This is a genomic window from Kitasatospora sp. NPDC002040 (assembly GCF_040296785.1).
Classification (GTDB): domain Bacteria; phylum Actinomycetota; class Actinomycetes; order Streptomycetales; family Streptomycetaceae; genus Kitasatospora.
Map to the genome: position 1 here is coordinate 341513 of NZ_JBEOXV010000005.1, position 21017 is coordinate 362529.

The 21017-nt window shown below is 73.7% G+C and carries 23 protein-coding genes; 7 read left to right on the forward strand and 16 right to left on the reverse strand.

Annotation, left to right across the window (positions count from 1 at the left end; all coding sequences use genetic code 11):
• Positions 1–47: 47 nt before the first annotated feature.
• From ABT118_RS16780 to ABT118_RS16795, 4 genes are all read right to left on the reverse strand, one after another.
• Positions 48–1505 carry a catalase gene (locus tag ABT118_RS16780; RefSeq protein WP_350669088.1) on the reverse strand — a complete coding sequence of 486 codons (1458 nt, stop codon included), beginning with the start codon at positions 1503–1505 and terminating at the stop codon, positions 48–50.
• A 106-nt stretch (positions 1506–1611) separates the two neighbouring features.
• A complete protein-coding gene (locus ABT118_RS16785) occupies positions 1612–1833 on the reverse strand; it encodes a hypothetical protein (RefSeq protein WP_350669090.1) in 222 nt (73 codons plus the stop codon).
• Between the two features lie 45 nt (positions 1834–1878).
• Complete coding sequence (gene ligD / locus ABT118_RS16790) at positions 1879–2802, reverse strand: non-homologous end-joining DNA ligase (RefSeq protein ID WP_350669224.1); 924 nt, start codon at positions 2800–2802, stop codon at positions 1879–1881.
• A 75-nt stretch (positions 2803–2877) separates the two neighbouring features.
• On the reverse strand, positions 2878–3600 hold the full coding sequence (locus ABT118_RS16795; RefSeq protein ID WP_350669091.1) for an SDR family oxidoreductase: 723 nt from the start codon (positions 3598–3600) through the stop codon (positions 2878–2880).
• A gap of 100 nt (positions 3601–3700) precedes the next feature.
• On the opposite strand from ABT118_RS16795, the gene ABT118_RS16800 reads away from it, so the two are divergent.
• Both ABT118_RS16800 and ku read left to right on the forward strand, forming a co-directional pair.
• Positions 3701–4621, forward strand: a complete 921-nt coding sequence (locus ABT118_RS16800; RefSeq protein WP_350669092.1) for a LysR family transcriptional regulator — start codon at positions 3701–3703, stop codon at positions 4619–4621.
• An 11-nt stretch (positions 4622–4632) separates the two neighbouring features.
• Complete coding sequence (ku, locus tag ABT118_RS16805; protein ID WP_350669094.1) at positions 4633–5592, forward strand: non-homologous end joining protein Ku; 960 nt, start codon at positions 4633–4635, stop codon at positions 5590–5592.
• 10 nt (positions 5593–5602) lie between these two features.
• On the opposite strand, the gene ABT118_RS16810 is transcribed toward ku, so the two are convergent.
• Positions 5603–5875, reverse strand: a complete 273-nt coding sequence (locus ABT118_RS16810) for a DUF6158 family protein (RefSeq protein WP_350669096.1) — start codon at positions 5873–5875, stop codon at positions 5603–5605.
• Between the two features lie 129 nt (positions 5876–6004).
• Between ABT118_RS16810 and ABT118_RS16815 the strand changes: the two genes are divergently transcribed.
• Together ABT118_RS16815 and ligD (ABT118_RS16820) are read left to right on the forward strand one after the other, a co-directional pair.
• Positions 6005–7033, forward strand: a complete 1029-nt coding sequence (locus tag ABT118_RS16815) for a PHP domain-containing protein (RefSeq protein ID WP_350669097.1) — start codon at positions 6005–6007, stop codon at positions 7031–7033.
• Positions 7034–7915: a non-homologous end-joining DNA ligase gene (gene ligD, locus ABT118_RS16820; RefSeq protein WP_350669098.1), complete on the forward strand. Its 882-nt coding sequence runs from the start codon at positions 7034–7036 to the stop codon at positions 7913–7915.
• A gap of 7 nt (positions 7916–7922) precedes the next feature.
• Here ligD (ABT118_RS16820) and ABT118_RS16825 read toward each other — a convergent pair whose 3' ends face one another.
• The 5 genes from ABT118_RS16825 to ABT118_RS16845 all read right to left on the reverse strand — a co-directional run bounded on the left by ABT118_RS16825 (position 7923) and on the right by ABT118_RS16845 (position 11914).
• A complete protein-coding gene (locus ABT118_RS16825; RefSeq protein ID WP_350669100.1) occupies positions 7923–9224 on the reverse strand; it encodes an RNA polymerase sigma factor in 1302 nt (433 codons plus the stop codon).
• A complete protein-coding gene (locus ABT118_RS16830; protein ID WP_350669102.1) occupies positions 9224–9643 on the reverse strand; it encodes a YciI family protein in 420 nt (139 codons plus the stop codon). Before ABT118_RS16830 ends, ABT118_RS16825 begins: the two co-directional genes overlap by 1 nt.
• A gap of 102 nt (positions 9644–9745) precedes the next feature.
• Positions 9746–10345 carry a vitamin K epoxide reductase family protein gene (locus ABT118_RS16835; protein WP_350669103.1) on the reverse strand — a complete coding sequence of 200 codons (600 nt, stop codon included), beginning with the start codon at positions 10343–10345 and terminating at the stop codon, positions 9746–9748.
• Positions 10342–11142: a thioredoxin domain-containing protein gene (locus ABT118_RS16840; protein WP_350669104.1), complete on the reverse strand. Its 801-nt coding sequence runs from the start codon at positions 11140–11142 to the stop codon at positions 10342–10344. Before ABT118_RS16840 ends, ABT118_RS16835 begins: the two co-directional genes overlap by 4 nt.
• 121 nt (positions 11143–11263) lie before the next feature.
• Positions 11264–11914: a hypothetical protein gene (locus tag ABT118_RS16845; RefSeq protein ID WP_350669106.1), complete on the reverse strand. Its 651-nt coding sequence runs from the start codon at positions 11912–11914 to the stop codon at positions 11264–11266.
• 111 nt (positions 11915–12025) lie between these two features.
• Here ABT118_RS16845 and ABT118_RS16850 point away from each other — a divergent pair, with 111 nt between their 5' ends.
• Positions 12026–13021 (forward strand): adenosine deaminase, encoded by a 996-nt coding sequence (locus ABT118_RS16850; protein WP_350669107.1) that lies wholly within the window; start codon positions 12026–12028, stop codon positions 13019–13021.
• Here ABT118_RS16850 and ABT118_RS16855 read toward each other — a convergent pair.
• Together ABT118_RS16855 and ABT118_RS16860 are read right to left on the reverse strand one after the other, a co-directional pair.
• Complete coding sequence (locus tag ABT118_RS16855) at positions 12976–13341, reverse strand: antibiotic biosynthesis monooxygenase family protein (protein ID WP_350669109.1); 366 nt, start codon at positions 13339–13341, stop codon at positions 12976–12978. The two genes, ABT118_RS16850 and ABT118_RS16855, sit on opposite strands and share 46 nt — an antisense overlap.
• Before the next feature lie 84 nt (positions 13342–13425).
• A complete protein-coding gene (locus tag ABT118_RS16860; protein ID WP_350669110.1) occupies positions 13426–14412 on the reverse strand; it encodes an aldo/keto reductase in 987 nt (328 codons plus the stop codon).
• A 190-nt stretch (positions 14413–14602) separates the two neighbouring features.
• Between ABT118_RS16860 and ABT118_RS16865 the strand changes: the two genes are divergently transcribed.
• A complete protein-coding gene (locus ABT118_RS16865; protein WP_350669112.1) occupies positions 14603–15859 on the forward strand; it encodes an amidohydrolase in 1257 nt (418 codons plus the stop codon).
• Here the strand turns inward: ABT118_RS16865 and ABT118_RS16870 are convergent.
• The 3 genes from ABT118_RS16870 to ABT118_RS16880 all read right to left on the reverse strand — a co-directional run bounded on the left by ABT118_RS16870 (position 15853) and on the right by ABT118_RS16880 (position 18148).
• The gene (locus ABT118_RS16870) at positions 15853–16650 is read right to left on the reverse strand and encodes a DUF4389 domain-containing protein (protein ID WP_350669114.1); all 798 of its coding nucleotides are present in this window, start codon (positions 16648–16650) and stop codon (positions 15853–15855) included. The genes ABT118_RS16865 and ABT118_RS16870 overlap by 7 nt on opposite strands.
• Positions 16651–16747: 97 nt before the next feature.
• On the reverse strand, positions 16748–17251 hold the full coding sequence (locus ABT118_RS16875; RefSeq protein WP_350669118.1) for a methylated-DNA--[protein]-cysteine S-methyltransferase: 504 nt from the start codon (positions 17249–17251) through the stop codon (positions 16748–16750).
• Between the two features lie 126 nt (positions 17252–17377).
• Positions 17378–18148 (reverse strand): DeoR/GlpR family DNA-binding transcription regulator, encoded by a 771-nt coding sequence (locus tag ABT118_RS16880; RefSeq protein ID WP_502884568.1) that lies wholly within the window; start codon positions 18146–18148, stop codon positions 17378–17380.
• Between the two features lie 74 nt (positions 18149–18222).
• On the opposite strand from ABT118_RS16880, the gene ABT118_RS16885 reads away from it, so the two are divergent.
• Positions 18223–19416 carry an MFS transporter gene (locus tag ABT118_RS16885; protein WP_350669121.1) on the forward strand — a complete coding sequence of 398 codons (1194 nt, stop codon included), beginning with the start codon at positions 18223–18225 and terminating at the stop codon, positions 19414–19416.
• On the opposite strand, the gene ABT118_RS16890 is transcribed toward ABT118_RS16885, so the two are convergent.
• Positions 19406–20983, reverse strand: a complete 1578-nt coding sequence (locus tag ABT118_RS16890) for an LCP family protein (RefSeq protein ID WP_350669125.1) — start codon at positions 20981–20983, stop codon at positions 19406–19408. The genes ABT118_RS16885 and ABT118_RS16890 overlap by 11 nt on opposite strands.
• Positions 20984–21017 lie beyond the last annotated feature (34 nt).

The following is a 21017-nucleotide window of genomic DNA, read 5'->3' on the forward strand; positions in this document are numbered from 1 at the left end:
GCCCGACGGCCGCCCCGGAGTGTCCGGGGCGGCCGTCGGCCGTGCTGCTACTGCCCGTTGACCAGGGCGGCGACCCGGTCGCCGAGGTCCTTGTCCACCTTGCGCCAGTACTCCAGCGCCCGGGCCAGCACCGGCGCCGAGACGCCGTTCCGCAGGTGCCCGCTGATGTTGCCGGCCAGCCGCTCGCGCGCCGCGTCGTCCAGCACGTCGCGGACCATCGTCCCGGCCTGCCCCCAGTCGTCGTCCTCCGCGTGCAGCGGGTACGCCTCGCGCACCATCCGCCCGGCCACGTCCCAGCCGAGCGGCGAGCCCCAGAGCTCGGGCTGCGCGGCCGGGCCGCCGTACGAGTTGGGCGCGTACGGCGTCTCGGCCCGGGAGGCTTCGAACCGCATCGGCCCGTCCTTGGCGTACGAGTGCACCGGCACGTGCGCCCGGTTGGGCGGCAGCTGCGCGTAGTTGGGGCCGATCCGGTACCGGTGCGCGTCCGGGTAGGAGAAGATCCGGCCGATCAGCATCTTGTCCGGCGAGACGCCGATCCCGGGCACCAGGTTGGAGGGCTCGAACGACGCCTGCTCGATGTGCACGTGGTAGTTGTCGGGGTTCCGGTCGAGCGTCATCCGGCCGACCTCGTGCAGCGGGTAGTCGCCCTGCGGCCAGACCTTGGTGAGGTCGAAGGGGTTGAAGCGGTAGCTCCACGCCTCGTCGAAGGGCATCACCTGCACGTGCAGCGTCCAGGACGGGTACTGGCCGGCCTTGATCGAGTCGTACAGGTCGCGCAGGTGGGCGTCCGGGTCCTCGCCCGCCAGCCGGTCCGCGTCGGCCTGGGTGAGGAACTCGATGCCCTGGTCGGTCTTGAAGTGGTACTTCACCCAGAACCGCTCGCCGGACGCGTTCACCCACTGGTAGGTGTGCGAGCCGAAGCCGTCCATGTGCCGCCAGGTCTTCGGGATGCCGCGGTCGCCCATCAGCCAGGTCACCTGGTGCGCGGTCTCCGGGGAGAGGGTCCAGAAGTCCCACTGCATGTCGTTGTCGCGCAGGTGGGTGTCCGGGCGGCGCTTCTGCGAGCGGATGAAGTCCTGGAACTTGATCGGGTCCCGGACGAAGAAGACCGGGGTGTTGTTGCCGACCAGGTCGTAGTTGCCCTGCTCGGTGTAGAACTTCAGCGCGAAGCCGCGCGGGTCGCGCCAGGTGTCGGGGGTGCCCAGCTCGCCCGCCACGGTGGAGAACCGGGCCAGCATCTCGGTCTTCTTGCCGGGCTGGAACAGGTCCGCCTTGGTGAACCGGCTGACGTCCTGGGTGACCTGGAAGGACCCGTAGGCACCGCCGCCCTTGGCGTGCACCACCCGCTCGGGCACCCGTTCGCGGTTGAACTGGGCCATCTTCTCGATCAGGTAGTGGTCCTGCAGCAGGATCGGGCCGACCGGTCCCGCGGTCAGCGAATCCGAGTCGCTCTCGACCGGCACGCCGGCGTTGTTGGTGGTGTACGGGACGCTTGCTTCGGACATGGGGAAGGGCCTCCTTGCGGTACTCGCGTACCAGTCGGCCGGCGGTCGGCCCCGCAGCGGCCGTTTCCTACTGGAGCACCGACTGCGCCCTCCCACAACCGCAGCGCTACCCGCCCTGCCACACCGTCCGGTCGCCGCCGATCCAGGCCACCAGGTCGGGGTCGTCGAGGTCGGGCTCGGCCACCCCGGCCCGGCGGACGAACTCCGCCACGTCCGCCTCGCCGGTGGCCCGGCCGACCGGGCGGCCGTAGATCTCCACCCGCCGGTACGGGTGGGCGCCCCTGGTGGGGGCCCGCACCACGACCGGCGGGTGGAAGATGTCGTTCATGCCTCAAGTGTCGCGCGGCCGGTCCCGGATCGGGCGGGGCGGCCGTCAGCCGCTGCTGTGCTCCCGGACCACCTCACGGGCCGGCTTGTCCTCGCGCAGCCCGAGGAAGCGCGGGTGGCGCAGCCGGCCGTCCCTGGTCCAGCCGGTGAAGGCGAGCTGGGCGACCAGCTCGGGCGCCACCCAGTGCGGGTGCCGCTCGGGCACCGGGTCGGCGAACGGGGACTCCGGGCGGGCCAGCTGGTCCATCCGGGTGCGCAGCCGGAGCAGGGTGGCGTGGTCGAAGCCGGTGCCGACCTTGCCCGCGTAGCGCAGCAGCGGGCCCTCGTAGTGGCCCAGCAGCAGGGCGCCGAAGCCGGTCTTGGCGCCGGCCGGGTCGGTGAAGCCGCCGACCACCAGCTCCTGCGCAGCCGAGCACTTGAGCTTGAGCCAGTCGGAGGAGCGGCGCTGCTGGTAGGTGCCGTCCGCGCGCTTGGCGACCAGCCCCTCCCAGCCCCGGGCGCAGGCGTCCGCGAGCGGCACCGGGCCGGTGACCTCCCGGTGCAGGGTGAACCGCAGCGGCCCGCCGTAGTGCACCGCCCGGCGGAGCACCTCCTTGCGCTCGCGCAGCGGCAGGCCGGTGGTGTCGTAGTTCTCCAGCTGGAGCAGGTCGAACAGGTAGTAGGTGACGGCCACCCCGCTGGCCCGGGCCCGGAGCGGGTCGCGCAGCTGCATCCGGCGCTGGAGCAGCTCGAAGCTGGTCCGGCCGTGGTCGAGCGCGACGATCTCGCCGTCCAGCACGAACCGGCGGACCGGCTGGGCGGCCAGTGCCTCGACCAGCTCCGGGTAGCCCGCCTCCAGTGACTTCCCGGTCCGGGAGACCAGCCGGACCTCGTCACCGTCGCGGTAGGCGAGCGCGCGGATGCCGTCGAGCTTGCGTTCCAGCAGCCACCCGGGGCCGAACTCCCGGCGCTCGCTCGGGGTGGCCAGCATCGGACTGAACTGTTGCAGAGTCACCCCTCCAGAGTGCGCCGGGAGGGCGGCCGGCGGTAGGGCCGTCCGGGCGGGTCAGACCAGACGGTGGCCGCCGTCCACGTGCAGCACGGTGCCGGTGACGAAGGGGTTGCCGAGCGCGTACAGCACCGCGTCGACCAGGTCGTCCGGCGTGCCCACCCGGCGGGCCGGGTTGCGGGCGGCGACGCCGTCCAGGAAGGCGTCCTTGCGCCCGGCCAGGCCGTCCCAGGCGCCGGAGTCGACGATCCCGGGGGAGACCGCGTTGACCCGGACGGGGGCCAGCTCGACCGCGAGCGCCTCGACCAGGAAGGCCAGCGCGCCGTTGGTGGTGGCCATCACCACCCGCTCGGGGGCCGGGCGCCAGGCGGCCACGCCGGAGAAGAAGGTGAACGAGCCGCCCTCGTTCACCTGGCCCGCCAGGTGCTTGGCGAGCAGCAGCGGGCCGATCACCTTGGCCGCGAACGCCCGCTGCACGGCGGCCAGTTCGAGCGTGGCGACCGGGCCGTTGGCGGGCATCGCGGCGGTGGACACCAGGTGGTCGAACGGGCCGACCCGCTCCGCCAGGGCGGCGATCGAGGCCTCGTCGGCCAGGTCGACCGGCTGGACCAGGGCGGGCCCGGCCAGCTCGGCGGCGGTCGCGTGCAGCCGGGCGGCGTCCGGCCCGGCCAGCACCAGCTCGGCGCCGGCGGCCGAGGCCGTCCGGGCGAGCGCGCGGCCGATCCGGGAGCCCGCGCCGACCACGACCAGGCGGCGTCCGTCGAGAGTGTCCTTGTGCATGAGTGCTGTCCTTGTCCGTTCCGGGTGATGGGTCGAGCCTGCGCCACCCGGCTCCCATACGTCCAAGACATGCTTTCTGTGGCACCCATAAACTGTCTGCATGGCAACCCTGCGGCAGCTCGAGTACCTGGTCACCGTCATAGAGACCGGCTCCTTCACCCGGGCCGCCGAGCTGCTGCACGTCTCGCAGCCCGCCCTCTCGCACCAGGTGCAGGCACTGGAGCGGGACGCCGGCGGGCGGCTGCTGGAGCGGCTGCCGCGCGCCGTCCGGCTCACCCCGATGGGCCGGGCCATGCTGCCGCACGCCCGGGCCGCGCTCGCCGAGGCCGAGCGGGCCAGGTCGGCGGCCCGCCGGGCGGCCGGCCTGGACGGCGGGGAGCTCCAGCTCGCGGTGGTCTACTCGGTCACCCTCGGCGTGCTGCCGCCGGTGCTGCGGGCCTGGCGCGAGCAGCACCCCGGGGTCAGGGTGCGGCTGCTGGAGTTCGCCCACACCGAGGCGCTGACGGCCGCGATGGCGGCCGGCCGGGCCGACCTCGCGATCGGCCCCGTACCGGAGCAGTGGGACGGCCCGGTACGGGAGTTGGGGGTGGAGGAGTTCCTGCTGGTGCTGCCCGCGGACGACCCGGCGGGCCCCGGCCCGGTCCCGCTCGCCTACCTGGCCGACCGGGACTGGGTGCACTACGCCCCGGGCAACGGCCTGGCCGAGCTGCTGGACCGGGTCTGCGGGGAGGCAGGATTCCGCCCCCGGGCGGCGGTCCGGACCGAGCAGACCGCGGCCGCCCCGCTGCTCGCCGCCGCCGGGCTCGGCCCCGCGCTGGTCCCGGCCGACCTGCTGCCGGCCGGCTTCGACGGCCGGGTGGTGCGCCCCGAGCCGCCGGTGCGCCGGGTGCTGGCCGCGTACTGCCGCCCGGAGCCCGATCCGCTGACCGCCGCCTTCCTGGCCGTCCTCGGACGGCACACCCGGGTGGGAATCCGGCGCCCGGGCGGCGAAGCTGGAGGCAGGGGGGCCGGTACCGGCTGAGGAGGCCCCGGATGGCCAGGGCGATGTGGTCAGGGACGTTGAGCTTCGGACTGGTCACCGTGCCGGTGGCGCTGTACTCGGCCACCGAGGACCACGCGGTACGGTTCCGCCAGCTCCAGCGCGGCACCTCCGACCGGGTGCGCAACCAGCGGGTGAACGAGCGCACCGGCGAGGAGGTCCCGTACGCCGACGTGGTGAAGGGCTACGAGCTCTCCGAGGGCGAGTACGTGGTGATCGAGCCGCACGAGCTGGACGACCTGGCGCCCGGGCGCTCCCGGACGATCGAGATCATCGGCTTCGTCGAGCTGGGCCAGGTGGAGCCGATCCTGTTCGACAAGACCTACTACCTGGGCCCCAAGGGCAAGGAGTACACCAAGGTCTACGCCCTGCTGCGGGAGGCGCTGGCCCGGACCGGCAAGGCGGGCATCGCCAAGTTCTCGATGCGCGGCCGGGAGTACCTCACCGCCGTGCACGCCGAGGGCGACACGCTGACCCTGCACACCATGCACTTCGCCGACGAGGTGCGGGACCCGCACCAGGAGGTGGACAACCTCCCCGAGGCCGATGTCACGGTCCAGGAGCGGGAGTTGAAGGCGGCCGAGCAGCTGGTCGAGATGCTCGCGATGGACTGGGACCCGAAGGCGTACCGGGACGAGTACGAGGACCGGGTGCGGGAGCTGGTCGAGGCCAAGGTGGAGGGCAAGGAGATCGTCCGGCCCGAGAGCACGGTGGCCGCCACCAACGTGGTCGACCTGATGGACGCGCTGAACCGGAGCATGGCGGCGGCGGGGGTCGGCGCCAAGCCGGCCGACCCGGGCCTGGACGGGCTGACCAAGGCGCAACTGTACGAGAAGGCGAGCGAGTTGAAGATCCCGCACCGCTCCACCATGACCCGGGACGAGCTCCAGCAAGCGGTCGGGCAGGCCACCGCGCCGGCGAAGGGCAAGCGCCGGCTGAAGGCGGTGTCCTAGGGACTGTCGGCTACGCCGGGTGCTCGGCGATCCGGGTGGCGGCCTCACGGGCCCGGGCGCCGGTGCGGGTGCGGCCCGGCGCCACGTGGCGGTACGGGAAGCGGCGCAGGTACTCGGCCTCCAGCTGTCCGGAGCGCAGGGTGTGGCGGTACAGGGCCTCCTCGGAGCCGTAGAGGAAGGTCTCGTGCCGGGTGCGGTGCAGCTGTTCCAGCTCGTGGAGCAGGACGTCGGTCTCCAGGTCGGTCGCCGGGACCCCGCCGGTGCGGGTGTCGGAGTGCAGCATGGCCCGTCCTCCTCGCATGTCGCCCCCGTCCTACCGAGTGCCCCCGCACGGGCGGTGGAAAACGGGCAAACCGGTCCAGAGACCGACGAACCGGTTTCCGGTCGGGGCGGACGGGGGACCAGCAGCCGTATGGACCCCGTCCGTGCACTGGAGCGGATCGCCTACCTGCTGGAGCGCGAGCACGCCACCGAGTACCGGGTGCGCGCCTTCCGGCAGGCCGCCGCGGCCGCCGCCGCACACCTGGCCGAGCACCCCGACCCGGCCGCGCTGGCCGCCGGGGCGGCCCGCCTGCCCGGGATCGGCCCGACCACCGCCAAGGTGATCGCCGAGGCGGTGGCCGGCCGTACCCCCGCCTACCTGGCCGAGCTGGAGACGCGGGCGGAGGAGCCGCTGGCCACCGGCGGCGAGGAGCTGCTGGCCGCGATCCGGGGCGACTGCCACCTGCACTCCGACTGGTCCGACGGCCAGGTCCCGATCGAGACCATGGCCCGTACCGCGATCGAACTCGGCCACAGCTGGGCGGTGCTCACCGACCACTCGCCCCGGCTCACCGTCGCGCACGGCCTGAGCCCGGAACGGCTGCGGCGGCAGCTGGACGTGGTGGCCGAACTGAACACCCGGCTGGCCCCGTTCCGGCTGCTCACCGGGATCGAGTGCGACATCCTCGACGACGGCTCGCTGGACCAGGAGGACGAACTGCTGGACCGGGTGGACGTGGTGGTCGGCTCGGTGCACTCCAAACTGCGGATGGACCCGCTGCTGATGACCCGTCGGCTGCTGAACGCCGTGCGCAACCCCCGGCTGGACATCCTCGGCCACTGCACCGGACGGCTGCTCGGCGACAAGCCCCGGCCCGAGTCCCGGTTCGACGCCGAGCGGGTCTTCGCCGCCTGCGCCGAGGCGGGCGCCGCGGTCGAGATCAACTGCCGCCCCGAGCGCCGCGACCCGCCGTCCCGGCTGATCGCGCTCGCGGTCGGGGCCGGCTGCCTGTTCTCGATCGACACCGACGCGCACGCCCCCGGCCAACTGGCCTGGCAGCCGTACGGCTGCGCCCGCGCCGCAGCGGCGGGCATCGGCCCCGAACGGGTCGTCACCACCTGGACCGAGAAGCAGCTCCTCACCTGGGCCGACACCCGGCGCACCCCGAGGAAGCGCTAGATGCCTGAGGTCACGCTCACCGAGGTGGAGGGACGCCGGCTGCGGCTGACCCATCTGGAGAAGGTGCTCTACCCCGATACCGGGTGGACCAAGGCCGCCGCCGTGCACTACTACGCGAGTGTGGCGCCTCGGATGCTGCCGCATCTGGCCGGGCGGCCCGCCTCGTTCCTGCGCTTTCCCGAGGGGGTCGGGGGCCAGCGGTTCTGGGCCAAGCGGGTGCCGGCCGGGTCGCCGGACTGGCTCAGCACGCTGGACGTCGAGCACCGGGAGGAGACGCTCCGGCACGTGGTGGTGGCCGACCTGCCCACGCTGGTCTGGGCGGCCAACCTCGGTGCGCTCGAACTGCACGTCCCGCAGTGGCAGCTGGACCCGGCCGAGCACGACCGCCTGATCATCGACCTCGACCCGGGTCCGGGCGCCTCGATCGTCGACTGCTGCACGGTCGCGCTGGCGGCCCGCAAGGTGCTGGCCGCCGACGGGCTCAAGGCGTGGCCGAAGACCTCGGGGTCGAAGGGCCTGCACCTGCTGGTCCCGCTGCAGCCCACCCCCGAGCGGGCCGCCACCGGCTACGCCCGGCAGCTGGCGATGCGGCTGCGGGTGGCCGCCCCGGCGCTGGTGGTGGACCGGATGGACAAGTCGCTGCGCCGGAACAGGGTCTTCGTCGACTGGTCGCAGAACACCAGCGCCAAGACCACCGTCGCCCCGTACTCGATCCGGGCCGGCGACCGGCCGCTGGTCTCGACCCCGGTGAGCTGGACGGCCGTCCGGGACTGCCGCCGCCCCGAGGAGCTGGAGTTCACCCCCGAACAGGTGCTGGCGCTCCGCCGGGACCCGATGGCGGACCTGGCGGCCCCGCGCCACCGGGGCCGCCTGCCGGACTGACGCCGGGTCAGCCGAGGGCGGCCGCCTTGCGCAGCAGCACCGACCGTTCGGCGGTGTTGCGGCACAGCCGGGCGGCGAGCTCCAGCTCGGCCCGGGCCTCGGCGGTCCGGCCGAGCCGGCGCAGCAGTTCGCCGCGCACGCCCGGGAGCAGGTGGGAGCCGGACAGGCGGTCGGTGGCGACCAGTTCGTCGACCAGGGCGAGGGCCTGCTCCGGCCCGGTCGCCATCGCGACGGCGACCGCCCGGTTCAACTCGACCACGGCGGACGGGGCGACCCGGCCCAGCGCCTCGTACAGCAGCACGATGCGCTCCCAGTCGGTCTCCGCCACCGAGGGCGCGGTCGCGTGGCAGGCGGCGATCGCGGCCTGCAGCCCGTAGGGCCCCAGGCCGCGTCCGGCGCCGGCGGCCCGGGTCAGCGCGGCCAGGCCGCGGCGGATCGCGGCGCGGTCCCAGCGGCGCCGGTCCTGGTCCTCCAGCAGCACCGGTTCGCCGTCGGGGCCGGTGCGGGCGGGGAAGCGGGCGGCCGTCAGCTCGCACAGGGCGAGCAGCCCGGACACCTCCGGCTCCTCGGGCAGCAGGGCGGTGAGCATCCGGGCCAGCCGGATCGCCTCGTACGCCAGGTCGGGGCGGAGCAGGTCGTCGCCCGCAGTCGCGGTCGAGCCCTCGGTGAAGATCACGTACAGCACGCTCAGCACCCCGCCGAGGCGCTTGCGGCGCTCGTCGGCGGGCGGCAGTCCGAACGGCACTCCCGCCGCCGCGATCGTCTTCTTCGCCCGGGTGATCCGGGCCTGGACGGTCGGCACCGGGACCAGGAACGCGCGGGCGATCTCCTCGCTGCCCAGCCCGGCGACGGCGCGCAGGGTCAGGGCCACCCGGGCCTCGGGCGAGAGCACCGGGTGGCAGGCGATGAACATCAGGGCCAGGATGTCGTCGTCCACCCGGTCCGGGTCCCAGAGCAGGTCGTCGACCGGCTCGGGCGGGGCCTGGATGCCCGCACTCGCCTGTCCCTCGGCGAGCTGGCCGCCGAGCGCGGCGTAGCGCTCCGCCAGGGCGGAGCGCCGGCGGTAGCTGTCGATCGCCCGCCGGCGCCCGGTGGCGAGCAGCCAGCCGACCGGATTGGCCGGCGTGCCCTCGCGCGACCAGCTGACCAGCGCCTCGGCCAGCGCCTCCTGGGCGACGTCCTCGGCCAGCGCGAAGTCCCCGGTGTACCGGGCCAGCGCGGCGACGATGCGGGCGGACTCGATCCGCCACACCGCCTCCACGGCCCGCCGGGCCGCCTGCGGGCCCGGCGGGTTCGAGGGGTCCGGCATCAGATCTGGCCGGTCCGCTCACGCCAGACCCGCTCCTTGGCGATCCACTCGTTGTCCTGCGGGAACTCGTCGATCCCGGGCACCCGGCGGACCTCGCACTTCGAACCGGCGATCGCGGGGAGCCGCTTGGCCCACTCGACCGCCTCCTCCTTCGAGGCCACGTCGATCAGGTAGAAGCCGCCGAACAGCTCCTTCGTCTCGCCGTACGGGCCGTCGGTGACCACCGGCGTCTCACCGCTGAAGTCGACCACCACGCCCTGCCCCGGGTCGTCCAGCCCCTCGGCCGCGACCAGCACGCCGGCCTTGATCAGCTCCTCGTTGAAGCGGCCCACGGTCTCGAGCATCTCCTCGAAGGGCGTCTCCATCATCTTCGCCATGGACTCGTCGGTGCCACGCATGATCAGCATGTACTTAGCCATCGTCGGCCTCCTCGGTACGGGGTCGTCCCTCGACCCTCTCACTCCTGGGTCGAACCGCGCAGGCGCGGATCGACACGACCCCGGACCGAGTTTTTCCGGGCCTCAGATCAGGGTGCGCCAGTAGTACCAGAACCGCTCCAGGATCATGATCACGATCACCGCGTACCAGAGGGCCGGGACCGCCCAGTGGTAGCGGGCCGCCTCGCGGACGGCCGGGCGCAGGACGCGCGGTACGGGGAGCACACCGGACTTCAGGTTGTGCAGGGTGGTGTACCAGAACAGCGGGATCATCGCCGCCCAGACCAGCATGCAGTAGGGGCAGAGCGCGCCGATCGAGTACAGCGTCTGGGTCATCAGCCAGGTGACGAAGCCGATCCCGAACAGCACCCCGAACTGGAGCCCGAGCCAGAACCAGCGCCCGTACACCGCCCCGGCCAGGATGCCCGCCCCGACCGCGACCACCACGGCGAAGGCGGCCAGGCCGATCAGCGAGTTGGGGAAGCCGAAGACCGAGGCCTGGTCGCTGAGCATCACCGAACCGCAGCTGATGATCGGGTTGATGCTGCAGCTGGGGACGTAGGACGGGTCCTCCAGCAGCTTGATCTTGTCGAGGGTCAGGACCGCCGAGGCGAACAGGCCGAGCAGGCCCGTGACGACGAAGAGCCACCCGAGCCGGCGGCCCGCGGGGACGGGCGTGGTCACTTGGCCCCCGTGGTCTGCTGGACCAGGGCCTTGAAGGCGTCGCCGGTGATCGGCTGGTTGCCGGGGAAGACGTTGAGCTGGGTGCCGTCGAGCTGGACGGTGGGGGTGCCGCTCACGCCGCTGTTGTCGAAGGCGGTGGAGACCTTGGCGGCCCAGGGGAGGTAGGTGCCCTCCTTGACGGCCTTGACGAAGGCGTCGGTCTTGAGGCCGGGGACCTTGTCGGCGAGGTCGAGGATGGTGTTGGTGTCGCCGAAGCCGTCCTTGCGCTCGTCGGGCTGGTTGGCGTAGAGCACGTCGTGGAAGGCCTTGAACTTGTCGACGCCTTCGTTGAGGGCGGCGCCGGCGGCGTTGAGTGCGGTGCGGGAGCCCTTGCCGCCGAGGTTCTTGTCGAGGAAGGTGGCGAGCTGGTACTCGATCTTGTAGGTGCCGTCGTCGGCGAGCTGTTGCATGGTGGTGCCGGCGCTGGTCTCGAGCTTCTCGCAGATCGGGCAGCGGAAGTCCTCGTAGACCTTGAGGGTGTGCGGGGCGTCGGCCTTGCCGTAGGTGATCAGGGTGCCGTCGGGGCCGGAGGCGTTCGCCGGGACCACCAGCGGGCCGGTGGCCGCCGGGCTGCTGTCGGAGCTGCTGCTGCCGCTCACGGCGAAGGCCACGCCGCCGACCAGGGCGAGGACGGCGACCGAGGAGACGCCGATCACCACCCGGCGCCGGGTCTTCGCGGCCTGCGCCTCGCGGGCGCGCTGGTCCTTCAGGCGGGCGGTGGCGGACTGGTTCTGCTTCTTCTGCTGGTTGCTGCTCATGACGGTGCGTCGAATCCTGTCGCTGTACGCGGGAAGCGCGTGGGTACCGGGGGAGGCGGGTGTGCCGCCGGACGCCTCGGCGCAGGGGCCGGGCGTGGGGCAGGGCCTGGGAGAGGGGTACTCAGCAGGCCGGTGCGAACACCGGCGGGCCGCGCCGCAGGGCGGGCCGGAGCAGGATGTCGTCGGCGGGGACGAGCAGCCGACTCGACCGGGGGATGGGCAGCCGCAGCACCGGACGGGCCGGGCGGGGGGCGAGCAGCCGCAGGAAGCGCCAGGCGCCGGCCAGCAGCTCGCCGAGCAGCCGGGCGGTCGCCGCCTGGCCGTGCAGCGCGGACTCGCCGAGGCGCAGCGCCCAGGCGGAGAGCACCGCGACCAGCACGTGCCCGAGCAGCACCGGCAGCCCCGCCACCGGCGCGGGCGTGGAGCCCGGGCTGAGCAGGAACTCGCCGATCGAGCCGCCGGAGCAGACCAGTGGTTCGAGGCCGCCGAGCGGGGCGTGCCCGCCGGGCGTGGAACAGGTGAGCTGGCCCAGGTCGAACAGGACGCCGACGGCCAGCTGGGTGGGGAGCAGCACCGCGAGGATGCGGCCGAAGCCCCGCCCGGAGCCGAGGCAGGCGAACGCCACCAGGAAGGCGGCCGCGCCCGCGAGCGCCACCACCGGGACGGGCAGCGGCCGGCCGGTCAGCACGACCTGGCCGAGGGCGGCGAGCGGCACGACGAGCGCGGCGAACACCGCCGCGCGCACCGCTCTGCCTGCCTGACCGCTCTTCATGTCCACCGAGTCTGCCACAGCCGGTATATGGGACAGGTGAGGGTGTGAGAGGGCTCACCGGGGGCCCACCGCCCGGGACGGGGGCCTCGTGCGTCCACGTAGGATGGCGCGATGCCGATCCCCAAAGCCGAACTGCACCTGCACATCGAGGGCACCCTCGAACCCGAGCTGGCCTTCCGGCTGGCCGAGCGGAACGGGATCGTGCTGCCGTTCGCGGACGTGGCCGAACTGCGGGCGGCGTACCGCTTCGACGACCTGCAGTCCTTCCTCGACCTCTACTACCGGCTGATGGACGTGCTCCGCACCGAGCAGGACTTCACCGACCTGGCGGAGGAGTACCTGGCCCGGGCCGCCGGGCAGGGCGTCCGGCACGCGGAGATCTTCTTCGACCCGCAGGCGCACACCGCCCGGGGCGTCCCGATCGAGACGGTGGTCAACGGCCTGGGTGCCGCGCTGGACCGGAGCGAGGCGGAGCACGGCGTCTCCACCCGGCTGATCCTCTGCTTCCTGCGCGACCTTAGCGCCGAGTCGGCGCTCGCCACCCTGGAGTCCGCGAAGCCGTACCTGGACCGGATCACCGCCGTCGGCCTGGACTCGGCCGAGGTGGGGAACCCGCCGTCGAAGTTCACCGCCGTGTACGAGCGGGCCCGCGAGCTGGGCCTGCGGGCCGTCGCGCACGCGGGCGAGGAGGGCCCGCCCTCGTACGTCCGGGAGGCGCTCGACCTGCTGAAGGTGGAGCGGATCGACCACGGGCTGCGCTGCCTGGAGGACGAGGAGCTGGTGGCCAGGCTGGTCCGGGAGCGGATCCCGCTGACGGTCTGCCCGTTCTCCAACGTCCGGCTGCGGGCCGTCGACACGCTGGCCGACCACCCGCTGCGCCGGATGCTGGAGGCCGGGCTGGTCGCCACCGTGAACTCGGACGACCCGGCCTACTTCGGCGGCTACGTCGACCAGAACCTGACCGAGACGGCCGCCGTGCTCGGCCTGACCGAGCAGCAGCAGTACACGCTGGCCCGGAACTCCTTCGAGGCGAGCTTCCTGGACGGGCCGACCCGGGCCCGCTACCTGGCCGAGCTGGACGCCTGGGTGGCCGGCTCGACCCGGTAGGACCGCTCGACCCGGGCGATGTGCACGTGCAGCGCCTCGTACCAGTGCTCCCGGCCGAACTCGCGGACCAGGGTGTGCTCGACCTGGTCGCGCCAGGCGGCGATCGACTCCGGGTCGTGCCAGTACGAGAGCGAGATGCCGAAGCCCTCGGCGGTGCGGGCCGACTCCGCCGCGATGAACCCGGGCTGCTGCCCGGCCAGTTCGCGCATCCGGCGGGCGGCCGCCGCGTACTGCTCGGGGTCGGCCCCGTTGCGCAGCGAGCTGAGCACGGCGACCCAGTACGGCGGGCGGGGGAGGTCGGCGGGCAGCTGTCCGGACATCGGGCCTCGCAATCGGTGCGGCAGATTGGTCTGGACCAGACCCTATCGAGGGGCGGCCCGGGTCCGCCCGCCGTTTTCGGCGGCTCAGCCCGCCGCGTCCAGCCGGGCGCGCTGATCGGCCGTCAGGTCGAGGTCGACCGCCGCCAGGCTCTCCTCCAGCTGCGCCACCGAGCTCGCGCCGACCAGCGGGAGGACCGGCACCTCGCCGCCGATCAGCCAGGACAGCACCACCTGGTTCGGCGTCGCCCCGGTCTCCGCCGCCACCTCGCGCAGGGCGGCCAGCCGCAGCGGGGTACCCGCGTGGTCGAAGCCGGAGTCGAGCGGCCGGTCGGTGCGGGTGTACGCCCCGGCCAGCAGCGGCGAGTACGCGACCAGGGCCAACTGCGGTTCGCTGCGCAGGTAGTTGAGCAGGTCGCCGTTGGCCACGCCGGGGTTGCCGTCGTCCGAGCGCAGGGTCGGCCGGTCGGTGCGGTGGCGCAGGTAGCTGTGGTGGTACTGGAGCACCTCGTACCCCGGCAGCCCGGCCCGGGCGGTCAGGCTTCGGGCCCGGTCCACCTTCCAGGACCAGTGGTTGCTGACCCCGAGCAGGCCGACGCCGCCCCCGGCGACCTGCTCGGCGAAGGCCTCGACGGTCTCCTCCAGCGGCACCCGGGTGTCCTCGATGTGCGCGTACAGCAGGTCCAGCTGCTCGACGCCGAGCCGTTCCCGGCTGCGCTCGCTCTGCTCGCGGACCACCTGCGCCGAGAGGCCCTCGACGGCGCGGCTGAAGGTGCTGGTCGGTGCCAGCGGGCGGGCGCCGAGCTTGGTGGCGATGGTGACCTCACGGCCGATGCCCCGGCTGCGGCGCCAGCGGCCGAGCAGGGCCTCGCTCTCGCCGCCCTGGGTGCCGTGGACCCAGAACGAGTAGTTGTTGGAGGTGTCGACGAAGCTGCCGCCGGCCTCGACGTAGCGGTCCAGGACCGCGAACGAGGTGGCCTCGTCGGTGTCGGTGCCGAACCGCATGGCGCCCAGGGCCAGCACGCTGACGGTGCGGCGGGTGGCCGGATCGGTGCCGATGGTGCGGTACTTCATGGCGATGCTCCCCTCGTCCGGCCCGCCGTCCGCGGGCCGTGACCGGGAGTCTGGCCGTTCGAGCGCACTCTAGGTCAAGCGCGGAGCCGGCCGACACGCCCGGCCGGGTTCGAATGATCCGTCACCCGGTCGGGCACGGTGGCAGCAGGGCGGGGAACGCACCCCGCGCGGGCCTTGAGGAGCGGTGACCATGGGCGACCGGGTGCTGGACGGACTCGACGACACATTGCGGGCCGAACTGGCGGCGCTCTACCGCGAGTTGCACGCCGCACCGGAACTCTCCGGGGCCGAGCACGGGACCGCCGCCGAGATCGCGGCCCGGCTGCGGAGGATCGACTGCGAGGTGACCACGGGGGTGGGCGGCACCGGCGTGGTCGGCCTGCTGCGGAACGGGGACGGACCGACGGTGATGCTGCGGGCCGACTTCGACGGCCTGCCGGTCCGGGAGCAGACCGGGCTGCCCTACGCCTCCACCGCGACCGGGGTGGACCCGGACGGCAAGGAGGTGTCGGTGATGCACGCCTGCGGCCACGACATGCACGTGACCTGCCTGGTCGGGGCGCTCACGGTGCTGGCCGGGGCACGGGAGGGCTGGTCGGGCACGGTGCTGGCGGTGTTCCAGCCCGCCGAGGAGACCGCCACCGGAGCGCAGGCGATGGTGGACGACGGGCTGTTCGAACGGTTCGGCCGCCCGGAGGTGGTGCTCGGGCAGCACGTGGCGCCGTACCCCGCCGGGATGGTCGGGGTGCACGCGGGCCCGGCGTTCGCGGCCACCGACTCGCTCCGGATCACCATGTTCGGCCGGGGTGCGCACGGCTCCCGGCCGGAGGCGGCGATCGATCCGGTGGTGATGGCCGCCGCCACCGTGCTGCGGCTGCAGACCGTGGTGTCCCGGGAGATCGCGGCGACCGAGACGGCGGTGGTGACGGTCGGTTCGCTGCAGGCCGGGACCAAGGACAACATCATCCCGGCCGAGGCGGAGCTCAAGGTCAACATCCGCAGCTACACCCCGGAGGTCCGGGCGGCGGTGCTGGCCGGGGTCGAACGGATCGTCAGGGCGGAGGCGGCCGCCTCGGGTGCGACCCGCGAGCCCGAGATCACCCCGCTGGACCGGTTCCCGGCCCTGGTCAACGACCCGGCGGCGGTGGACCGGGCGCGGGCCGCGCTGGTGGCCGTCCTGGGGGAGCGGGCGGTGGTGGACCCCGGCCCGGTGACGGGCAGCGAGGACGTCGGGGCCTTCGGTGCCGCGGCCGGGGTGCCGACCTGCTACTGGCTGTTCGGCGGCACCGACCCGGCCGAGTACGCCCGGGCCGAGGCGGCCGGCCGGGTGGCCCAGGACATCCCGTCCAACCACTCGCCGCACTTCGCGCCGGTGATCGAGCCGACCCTGGGCACCGGGGTGACCGCGCTGGTGATGGTGGCGCTGGCCTGGCTCGGGGGTCAGTAGGTCGAGGTGACCGACCGGGTGACCTGGGCCGTGTCGTCGTCGTCCGTGGTGATCGAGGTGGTGACCGAACTGGCGACGTACGACAGGACGCCGAGCACGATGAACACCACCAGCAGGTTGCGCCCCGCGCCGCTGAGCACCAGCGGCCGGGTGGCCGAGGCGGGGGCGCCGCCGACGGGGGTGTCGACGGCGCTCTCGCCGAACAGGCCCTTGGGGTAGGCGGAGGAGAGCATCAGGAAGTACGCCTGGTAGCGGTACCGGTAGCGGACGATGGCCGCGGTCGCCTCGAACAGCGGGCGCGGCATCCGTCCCAGGAACAGCACCACCAGCCAGCTGATGAAGGAGACCGCCCACCAGCCGACCTCCAGCACCCCCTGGATGATCCCCGCCGGGATGGCCAGGACGATCCGGAACAGGACCGCCAGCCGGTTCAGCTCGCCGGGGCGGACCTCGATCCGGACCGGGTGCTCGGGCGCCTCGAACCGGAACGGCGGGTAGGTGTCGACCAGCAGCATCAGGTACGCCTCGACCCGGGTGCCGTACCCGACGTACCCGGTCAGGTAGCGCGCCGCGAACTCCGGCAGCCGGGCGGTGATCAGCGCCCCGAACCAGCCGATCACCACGACGAAGAAGGCCACGATCGAGAGCAGCCACATGACGATGAACTGCGGGATCAGCAGCAGGATCCGGAGGAACACGGTGAGCCGGCTCTGCTGCTTGGGCTCCGGCACGTCCAGCGCCGGGAGCCATTCACGGCCGGGCGCCGGCAGCGTGGCGGATGCGTCCCACATGGTGTCTCCCTGAGGCTTCGTCAGCAGTCCCCTGCTCTGAAGATCGCAGCCGCCGCCCCCGCCCGCCCGCCGGACTGGCCCGAACGGGAGGCGGTGCTCAGGCCCGTCCCTCCAGCTCCAGCAGCAGCTGCTTGCGCTCCAGACCGGCCGCGTACCCGGTCAGCGAACCGTTCGCGCCGATCACCCGGTGGCAGGGCCGCACCACCAGCAGCGGGTTGGCCCCGTTCGCCGCCCCCACCGCGCGGGCCGACTTGCGCGGGATGCCGGCCCGCTCGGCCAGCTCGCCGTAGGTCAGGGTGTGGCCGTGCGGGACCTGCTCCAGGGCGGCCCAGACCCGGCGCTGGAACGGGGTGCCGTGCGCGGTGAACTCCAGCTCGAACGAGGTCGACTCACCCGCGAAGTACGCCCGCAGCTGCCCGGCCACCTCGGCGAAGGCCTCGGGGTCGGCCGCCCAGCCGGGCTGCACCACGGCCGCGTTCGGCTGACCCGTCGTCAGCGACAGCGAGGTGAGGGAGGTGCCGCCCTTGGCGGTGGTGGACTCCTCGCCGACCAGCAGCAGCTCGCCCAGCGGGCTGTCGAGGGTGGTCCAGACGGTGGTCACGGTGCGCTCCCAGGGATCGGGGTGTCGGTACCCGACCAGTCTGCCCGCTGCCCGGGGCACCGACCGGCGGAAATCGGACACCGCGTTCACCGGGGGCGGACCTGACCGGGTGGGGCCGGGACCTGGTCAGACCAGGTGGACGGCCACCCCGGCGGCGGTCAGGGCGGCGGTCTCCGGCTCGGGCGCGCCGAGCTCGGTCACCACCGCGTGCACGGCCCCGGCGGGGGCGACGAAGGCGAGCGCCGTCCGGGACAGTTTGGCGGCCTCGGCCACCGCGACCACCCGGCGGGCGGACCGGATCGCGGCCCGCTTGACCGCCGCGTCCGCCAGGTCGTACGCGGTCAGGCCGTCGGCGGCGGTGAGGCCGCAGCAACCGATCACGGCCGTGTCGAAGCGCAGTGCGGCGAGCGAGGCCTCGGTCAGCGGGCCGGTCAGGGCCAGCTCGCCGGGGCGCGGTTCGCCGCCCGGCAGCAGCAGGCGGAGCTGCGGGGCGCCGCCCGTCAGGGCGTTCGCGGCGTGCAGGGAGAGCGGCATGACGGTCAGTCGGCGGCCGCCGAGCACCCGGGCCACCTCCAGGCAGGTGGTGCCGCTGTCCAGCACCACCGACTCGCCGTCCGCGATCAGCCCGGCCACCGCGACGGCGATCCGGCGCTTGGCGTCCAGCCCGTCCTGCGCCCGGAGCGCGAACGGCGGCTCCTCGCCGCGCAGCAGCAGGCTCCGGGCCCCGCCCCGGTAGCGCTCCAGCACGCCCTGCTCGGCGAGCAGTTCGAGGTCGCGCCGGACGGTCATCTCGGAGGCGCCGGTGGACTCCGCCAGCTCGGCCACGCTCAGCTGCCCGGCCGCGCGGACCGCGTCGGTGATCTGCCTCAGTCGTTCGCTGCTCGCCAGGGTCGCCATAGTGGCCAGTCAACCGGATTGGTGTTCAGTTGGCAAGCTTACGAACATGAATCGTGTTTGATATGTTCGAAAGCATGACGAGAGCGCTTCGGTGGGCCCGGCTGGCCACCTTCACCTACTTCGCCCTGAACGGGTTCCTGATGGGCATCTGGATCGTCCACATCCCGGCGGTGGAGCAGCGGGCCGGGGTGGACCACGCGGTGCTCGGCTGGCTGCTGCTCCTGCTCGGCGGCGGCGCCTTCGCGGGTATGCAGCTGGCCGGACCGCTCACCGACCGGTTCGGCGCCCGGGCGGTGGTGCCCGCGGGAGCGGCCCTGTGCAGCGCGGCGGTGGTCCTGCCCGGGCTGGCCGTCGGCCCCTGGACACTGGGGCTCGCCCTGCTCGCGTTCGGGTTCGGCAACGGCTGTCTGGACGTCAGCATGAACACCCACGCCGTGCAGGTCGAACGCGGCTACGGACGACCCGTCATGTCGGCCTTCCACGCGGTCTTCTCGGTCGGCGGCGTGCTGGCGGCCCTGGTCGGCGCCCGGACCCTCGGCCTCGGCCGGAGCGCGGCCGGCACGCTCGCCGGAGCGGCGGTGCTGGGGCTGGTGGTCGCCGTACTGGCCGCACCCGCACTGCTCCGGCGGCCGGAGCGGGCCCCGGCCGCCGGGGGCGGTCCCGCCGCCCGGCGCCGGACGCCCGCGCGGGTCTGGGCGCTGGCCGGGCTCGCCCTGATGCTGATGCTGTGCGAGGGCGTTGCCAACGACTGGAGCGTGCTCGCGACGCGGGACGTGCTCGGCGCCCCTGCCGCCACCGCCGCCTTCGCGTACGGGGCGTTCGCGACGGCGATGACGGCCGGCCGGCTGCTCGCCGACCGGGTGGCGGGGAGGTTCGGGCCGGTCGCGGTGGTGCGGTACGGCGCCGGTCTGGGTGCGGTCGGGCTCGGTGCGGTGGTGTGCGCCCCCTCGGTACCGGTGGCGCTGGCGGGCTGGACGCTGTTCGGGCTGGGGCTCTCCGGCTGCGTCCCGCAGCTGTTCAGTGCGGCGGGCCGGGCCGACCGGGACGCCGCCGGGGTCAACGTCTCCCGGGTGGCCGGCCTCGGCTACCTCGGCATGCTGGCCGGACCCGCCGTGATCGGCCCGCTCACCCACCTGGTCCCGCTGAACCTGGCCTTCCTGCTGCCGGTGGCCTTCTGCCTGGCCGCCGCCTGCGCGGCCCCGGTGCTCCGGCCTCCGGCCGAGGCCGGGCCGGAGGCCGCGCTGGAGCAGGACCGGGTCACGGCTTGAGGACGTGGCCGGTGTTGGTCACAGTGCAGGCGCTCTCGTCGCCCTTGTGCACGGCCACGTCGCTCGGGACGGCGGTGGGTGCCGGGGCGGCGGGGGAGTCGGGGCTGCCAGGGCGGTAGTCGCTGCCCAGGGTGACCACCACCGCCCGGCCGGAGCCGCCCGCGACCACGGCCGAGGGCGGCAGGCCGAGGGCGGCGGCGACCGCCTCGGCGGCGGCCTTCCGGTCCTGCTGCGCGTACTTCACCGTGCCGGCCGTGACATTGGCCGGTGCGCCGCTGCCCGGCGCGGCCACGTACCCGAGGCCGCGCAGGGTCTCGGCGACGGTGGTCGCGAGCTTCGGCTGCCTGGTGCCGTTCAGCACGGTCACGGTGACCGAGGCCGGGTCCACGGCGGGTACGGCCGGTGCGGTGGCGGCAGGGGCGGTGGGCTCGGCCGGCGGCGGGGTGCCCTGGTCCGGGCCGCCGGTGAGCGACTTGTCCGCCCGGATCAGCGCGAACAGGTTGTCGGCGCCGGGCTGCACCAGGCGGTTCTTGGACTGGAGCTCCTTGACCGGTTCGTTCAGGCTGTACTCGGTCGGCGGCTGGACGAACGCGATCTCGGCGGGCTTGAGGTTCTTCAACTCGCTCGCCAGGCCCACCAGGCGGGTGGTCCCGGCGATCGGGGCGTCGACCGTGATCGACTTGGTGGCGGCCTCGATCACGTGGACCGCCTTGACGGGGTCGAGCAGCGTCCCCTGGTCGGTCACCTTGCGCACCAGCGAGGCGAGGAAGGCCCGCTGCATCGAGAACCGGCCCACCGCGCTGCCGTCCTGGACGGCGTGCCGGGTGCGGACGAACTGCAGGCCCTGTTCGCCGTGCAGGAGTTGCGGGCCGGCCGGCAGGTCGAGGTGGGAGTCCTCGTCCTTGACGGCCGTGCAGAGGTTGACCGGCACGCCCTCGACCGCGTCCGTCAGTTCCTTCACGCCTTGGAAGTTGACCACCGCGAAGTGGTCGATCCGCAGCTTGGTGACGGCCTGCACGGTGTCCTGGACGCATCCGGGGCCGCCGCGTCCCATCGCCTCGTTGAGCGGGCGGTGGCTCCTGGCCCGGTACACCTGGCCCGTCTTCGGGTCCTGGCACTGCGGCAGGTCGACCAGGGTGTCCCGGGGCAGGTCCAGGGCCACGGCGGCGCGGCGGTCCGGGTAGACGTGGAGCACGATGTTGACGTCGTTGTTGCCCTCGCCGACGTTCTCCCGGTCGCCGTACCCGCCGTTCAGGCCCTTCCGGCTGTCGGTGCCGATGATCAGGATGTTCATCGCGACCCGGCCCGAGGCGTCGGCCTCGCCGGCCGGCGGCGGCGGGTTCCCCGCGCCGAGCGGGGCGGACTGGATGTTCGAGTCCAGGTGCCTGAGGTAGAGGTAGGCGCCCGAGCAGCCCGCAAGCACCAGCAGGCCGGTGGTCAGGGCGACCGGGCGGGCCCAGCGCCGGAGCCCGGTCCGCTGCGCCCGGGCCTTCCGGCGGCCGGACCGCTTCGCGGCTTGCCGGGCGGCGGCGCGGCCGCCGGGTATCTGCTGCTGGGTGTTGGTCATGGTGCCTCGTGAGGGTCGGGGGCCGGGACGGGTC

Bases quoted from the DNA above. Each gene is read 5' to 3' on its own strand.
- ABT118_RS16780 (WP_350669088.1), bottom strand. From the start codon at position 1,505: ATGTCCGAAGCAAGCGTCCCGTACACCACCAACAACGCCGGCGTGCCG.
- ABT118_RS16785 (WP_350669090.1), bottom strand. From the start codon at position 1,833: ATGAACGACATCTTCCACCCGCCGGTCGTGGTGCGGGCCCCCACCAGG.
- ligD (WP_350669224.1), bottom strand. From the start codon at position 2,802: ATGCTGGCCACCCCGAGCGAGCGCCGGGAGTTCGGCCCCGGGTGGCTG.
- ABT118_RS16795 (WP_350669091.1), bottom strand. From the start codon at position 3,600: ATGCACAAGGACACTCTCGACGGACGCCGCCTGGTCGTGGTCGGCGCG.
- ABT118_RS16800 (WP_350669092.1), top strand. From the start codon at position 3,701: ATGGCAACCCTGCGGCAGCTCGAGTACCTGGTCACCGTCATAGAGACC.
- ku (WP_350669094.1), top strand. From the start codon at position 4,633: ATGGCCAGGGCGATGTGGTCAGGGACGTTGAGCTTCGGACTGGTCACC.
- ABT118_RS16810 (WP_350669096.1), bottom strand. From the start codon at position 5,875: ATGCTGCACTCCGACACCCGCACCGGCGGGGTCCCGGCGACCGACCTG.
- ABT118_RS16815 (WP_350669097.1), top strand. From the start codon at position 6,005: ATGGACCCCGTCCGTGCACTGGAGCGGATCGCCTACCTGCTGGAGCGC.
- ligD (WP_350669098.1), top strand. From the start codon at position 7,034: ATGCCTGAGGTCACGCTCACCGAGGTGGAGGGACGCCGGCTGCGGCTG.
- ABT118_RS16825 (WP_350669100.1), bottom strand. From the start codon at position 9,224: ATGCCGGACCCCTCGAACCCGCCGGGCCCGCAGGCGGCCCGGCGGGCC.
- ABT118_RS16830 (WP_350669102.1), bottom strand. From the start codon at position 9,643: ATGGCTAAGTACATGCTGATCATGCGTGGCACCGACGAGTCCATGGCG.
- ABT118_RS16840 (WP_350669104.1), bottom strand. From the start codon at position 11,142: ATGAGCAGCAACCAGCAGAAGAAGCAGAACCAGTCCGCCACCGCCCGC.
- ABT118_RS16845 (WP_350669106.1), bottom strand. From the start codon at position 11,914: ATGAAGAGCGGTCAGGCAGGCAGAGCGGTGCGCGCGGCGGTGTTCGCC.
- ABT118_RS16850 (WP_350669107.1), top strand. From the start codon at position 12,026: ATGCCGATCCCCAAAGCCGAACTGCACCTGCACATCGAGGGCACCCTC.
- ABT118_RS16855 (WP_350669109.1), bottom strand. From the start codon at position 13,341: ATGTCCGGACAGCTGCCCGCCGACCTCCCCCGCCCGCCGTACTGGGTC.
- ABT118_RS16860 (WP_350669110.1), bottom strand. From the start codon at position 14,412: ATGAAGTACCGCACCATCGGCACCGATCCGGCCACCCGCCGCACCGTC.
- ABT118_RS16865 (WP_350669112.1), top strand. From the start codon at position 14,603: ATGGGCGACCGGGTGCTGGACGGACTCGACGACACATTGCGGGCCGAA.
- ABT118_RS16870 (WP_350669114.1), bottom strand. From the start codon at position 16,650: ATGTGGGACGCATCCGCCACGCTGCCGGCGCCCGGCCGTGAATGGCTC.
- ABT118_RS16880 (WP_502884568.1), bottom strand. From the start codon at position 18,148: ATGGCGACCCTGGCGAGCAGCGAACGACTGAGGCAGATCACCGACGCG.
- ABT118_RS16885 (WP_350669121.1), top strand. From the start codon at position 18,223: ATGACGAGAGCGCTTCGGTGGGCCCGGCTGGCCACCTTCACCTACTTC.
- ABT118_RS16890 (WP_350669125.1), bottom strand. From the start codon at position 20,983: ATGACCAACACCCAGCAGCAGATACCCGGCGGCCGCGCCGCCGCCCGG.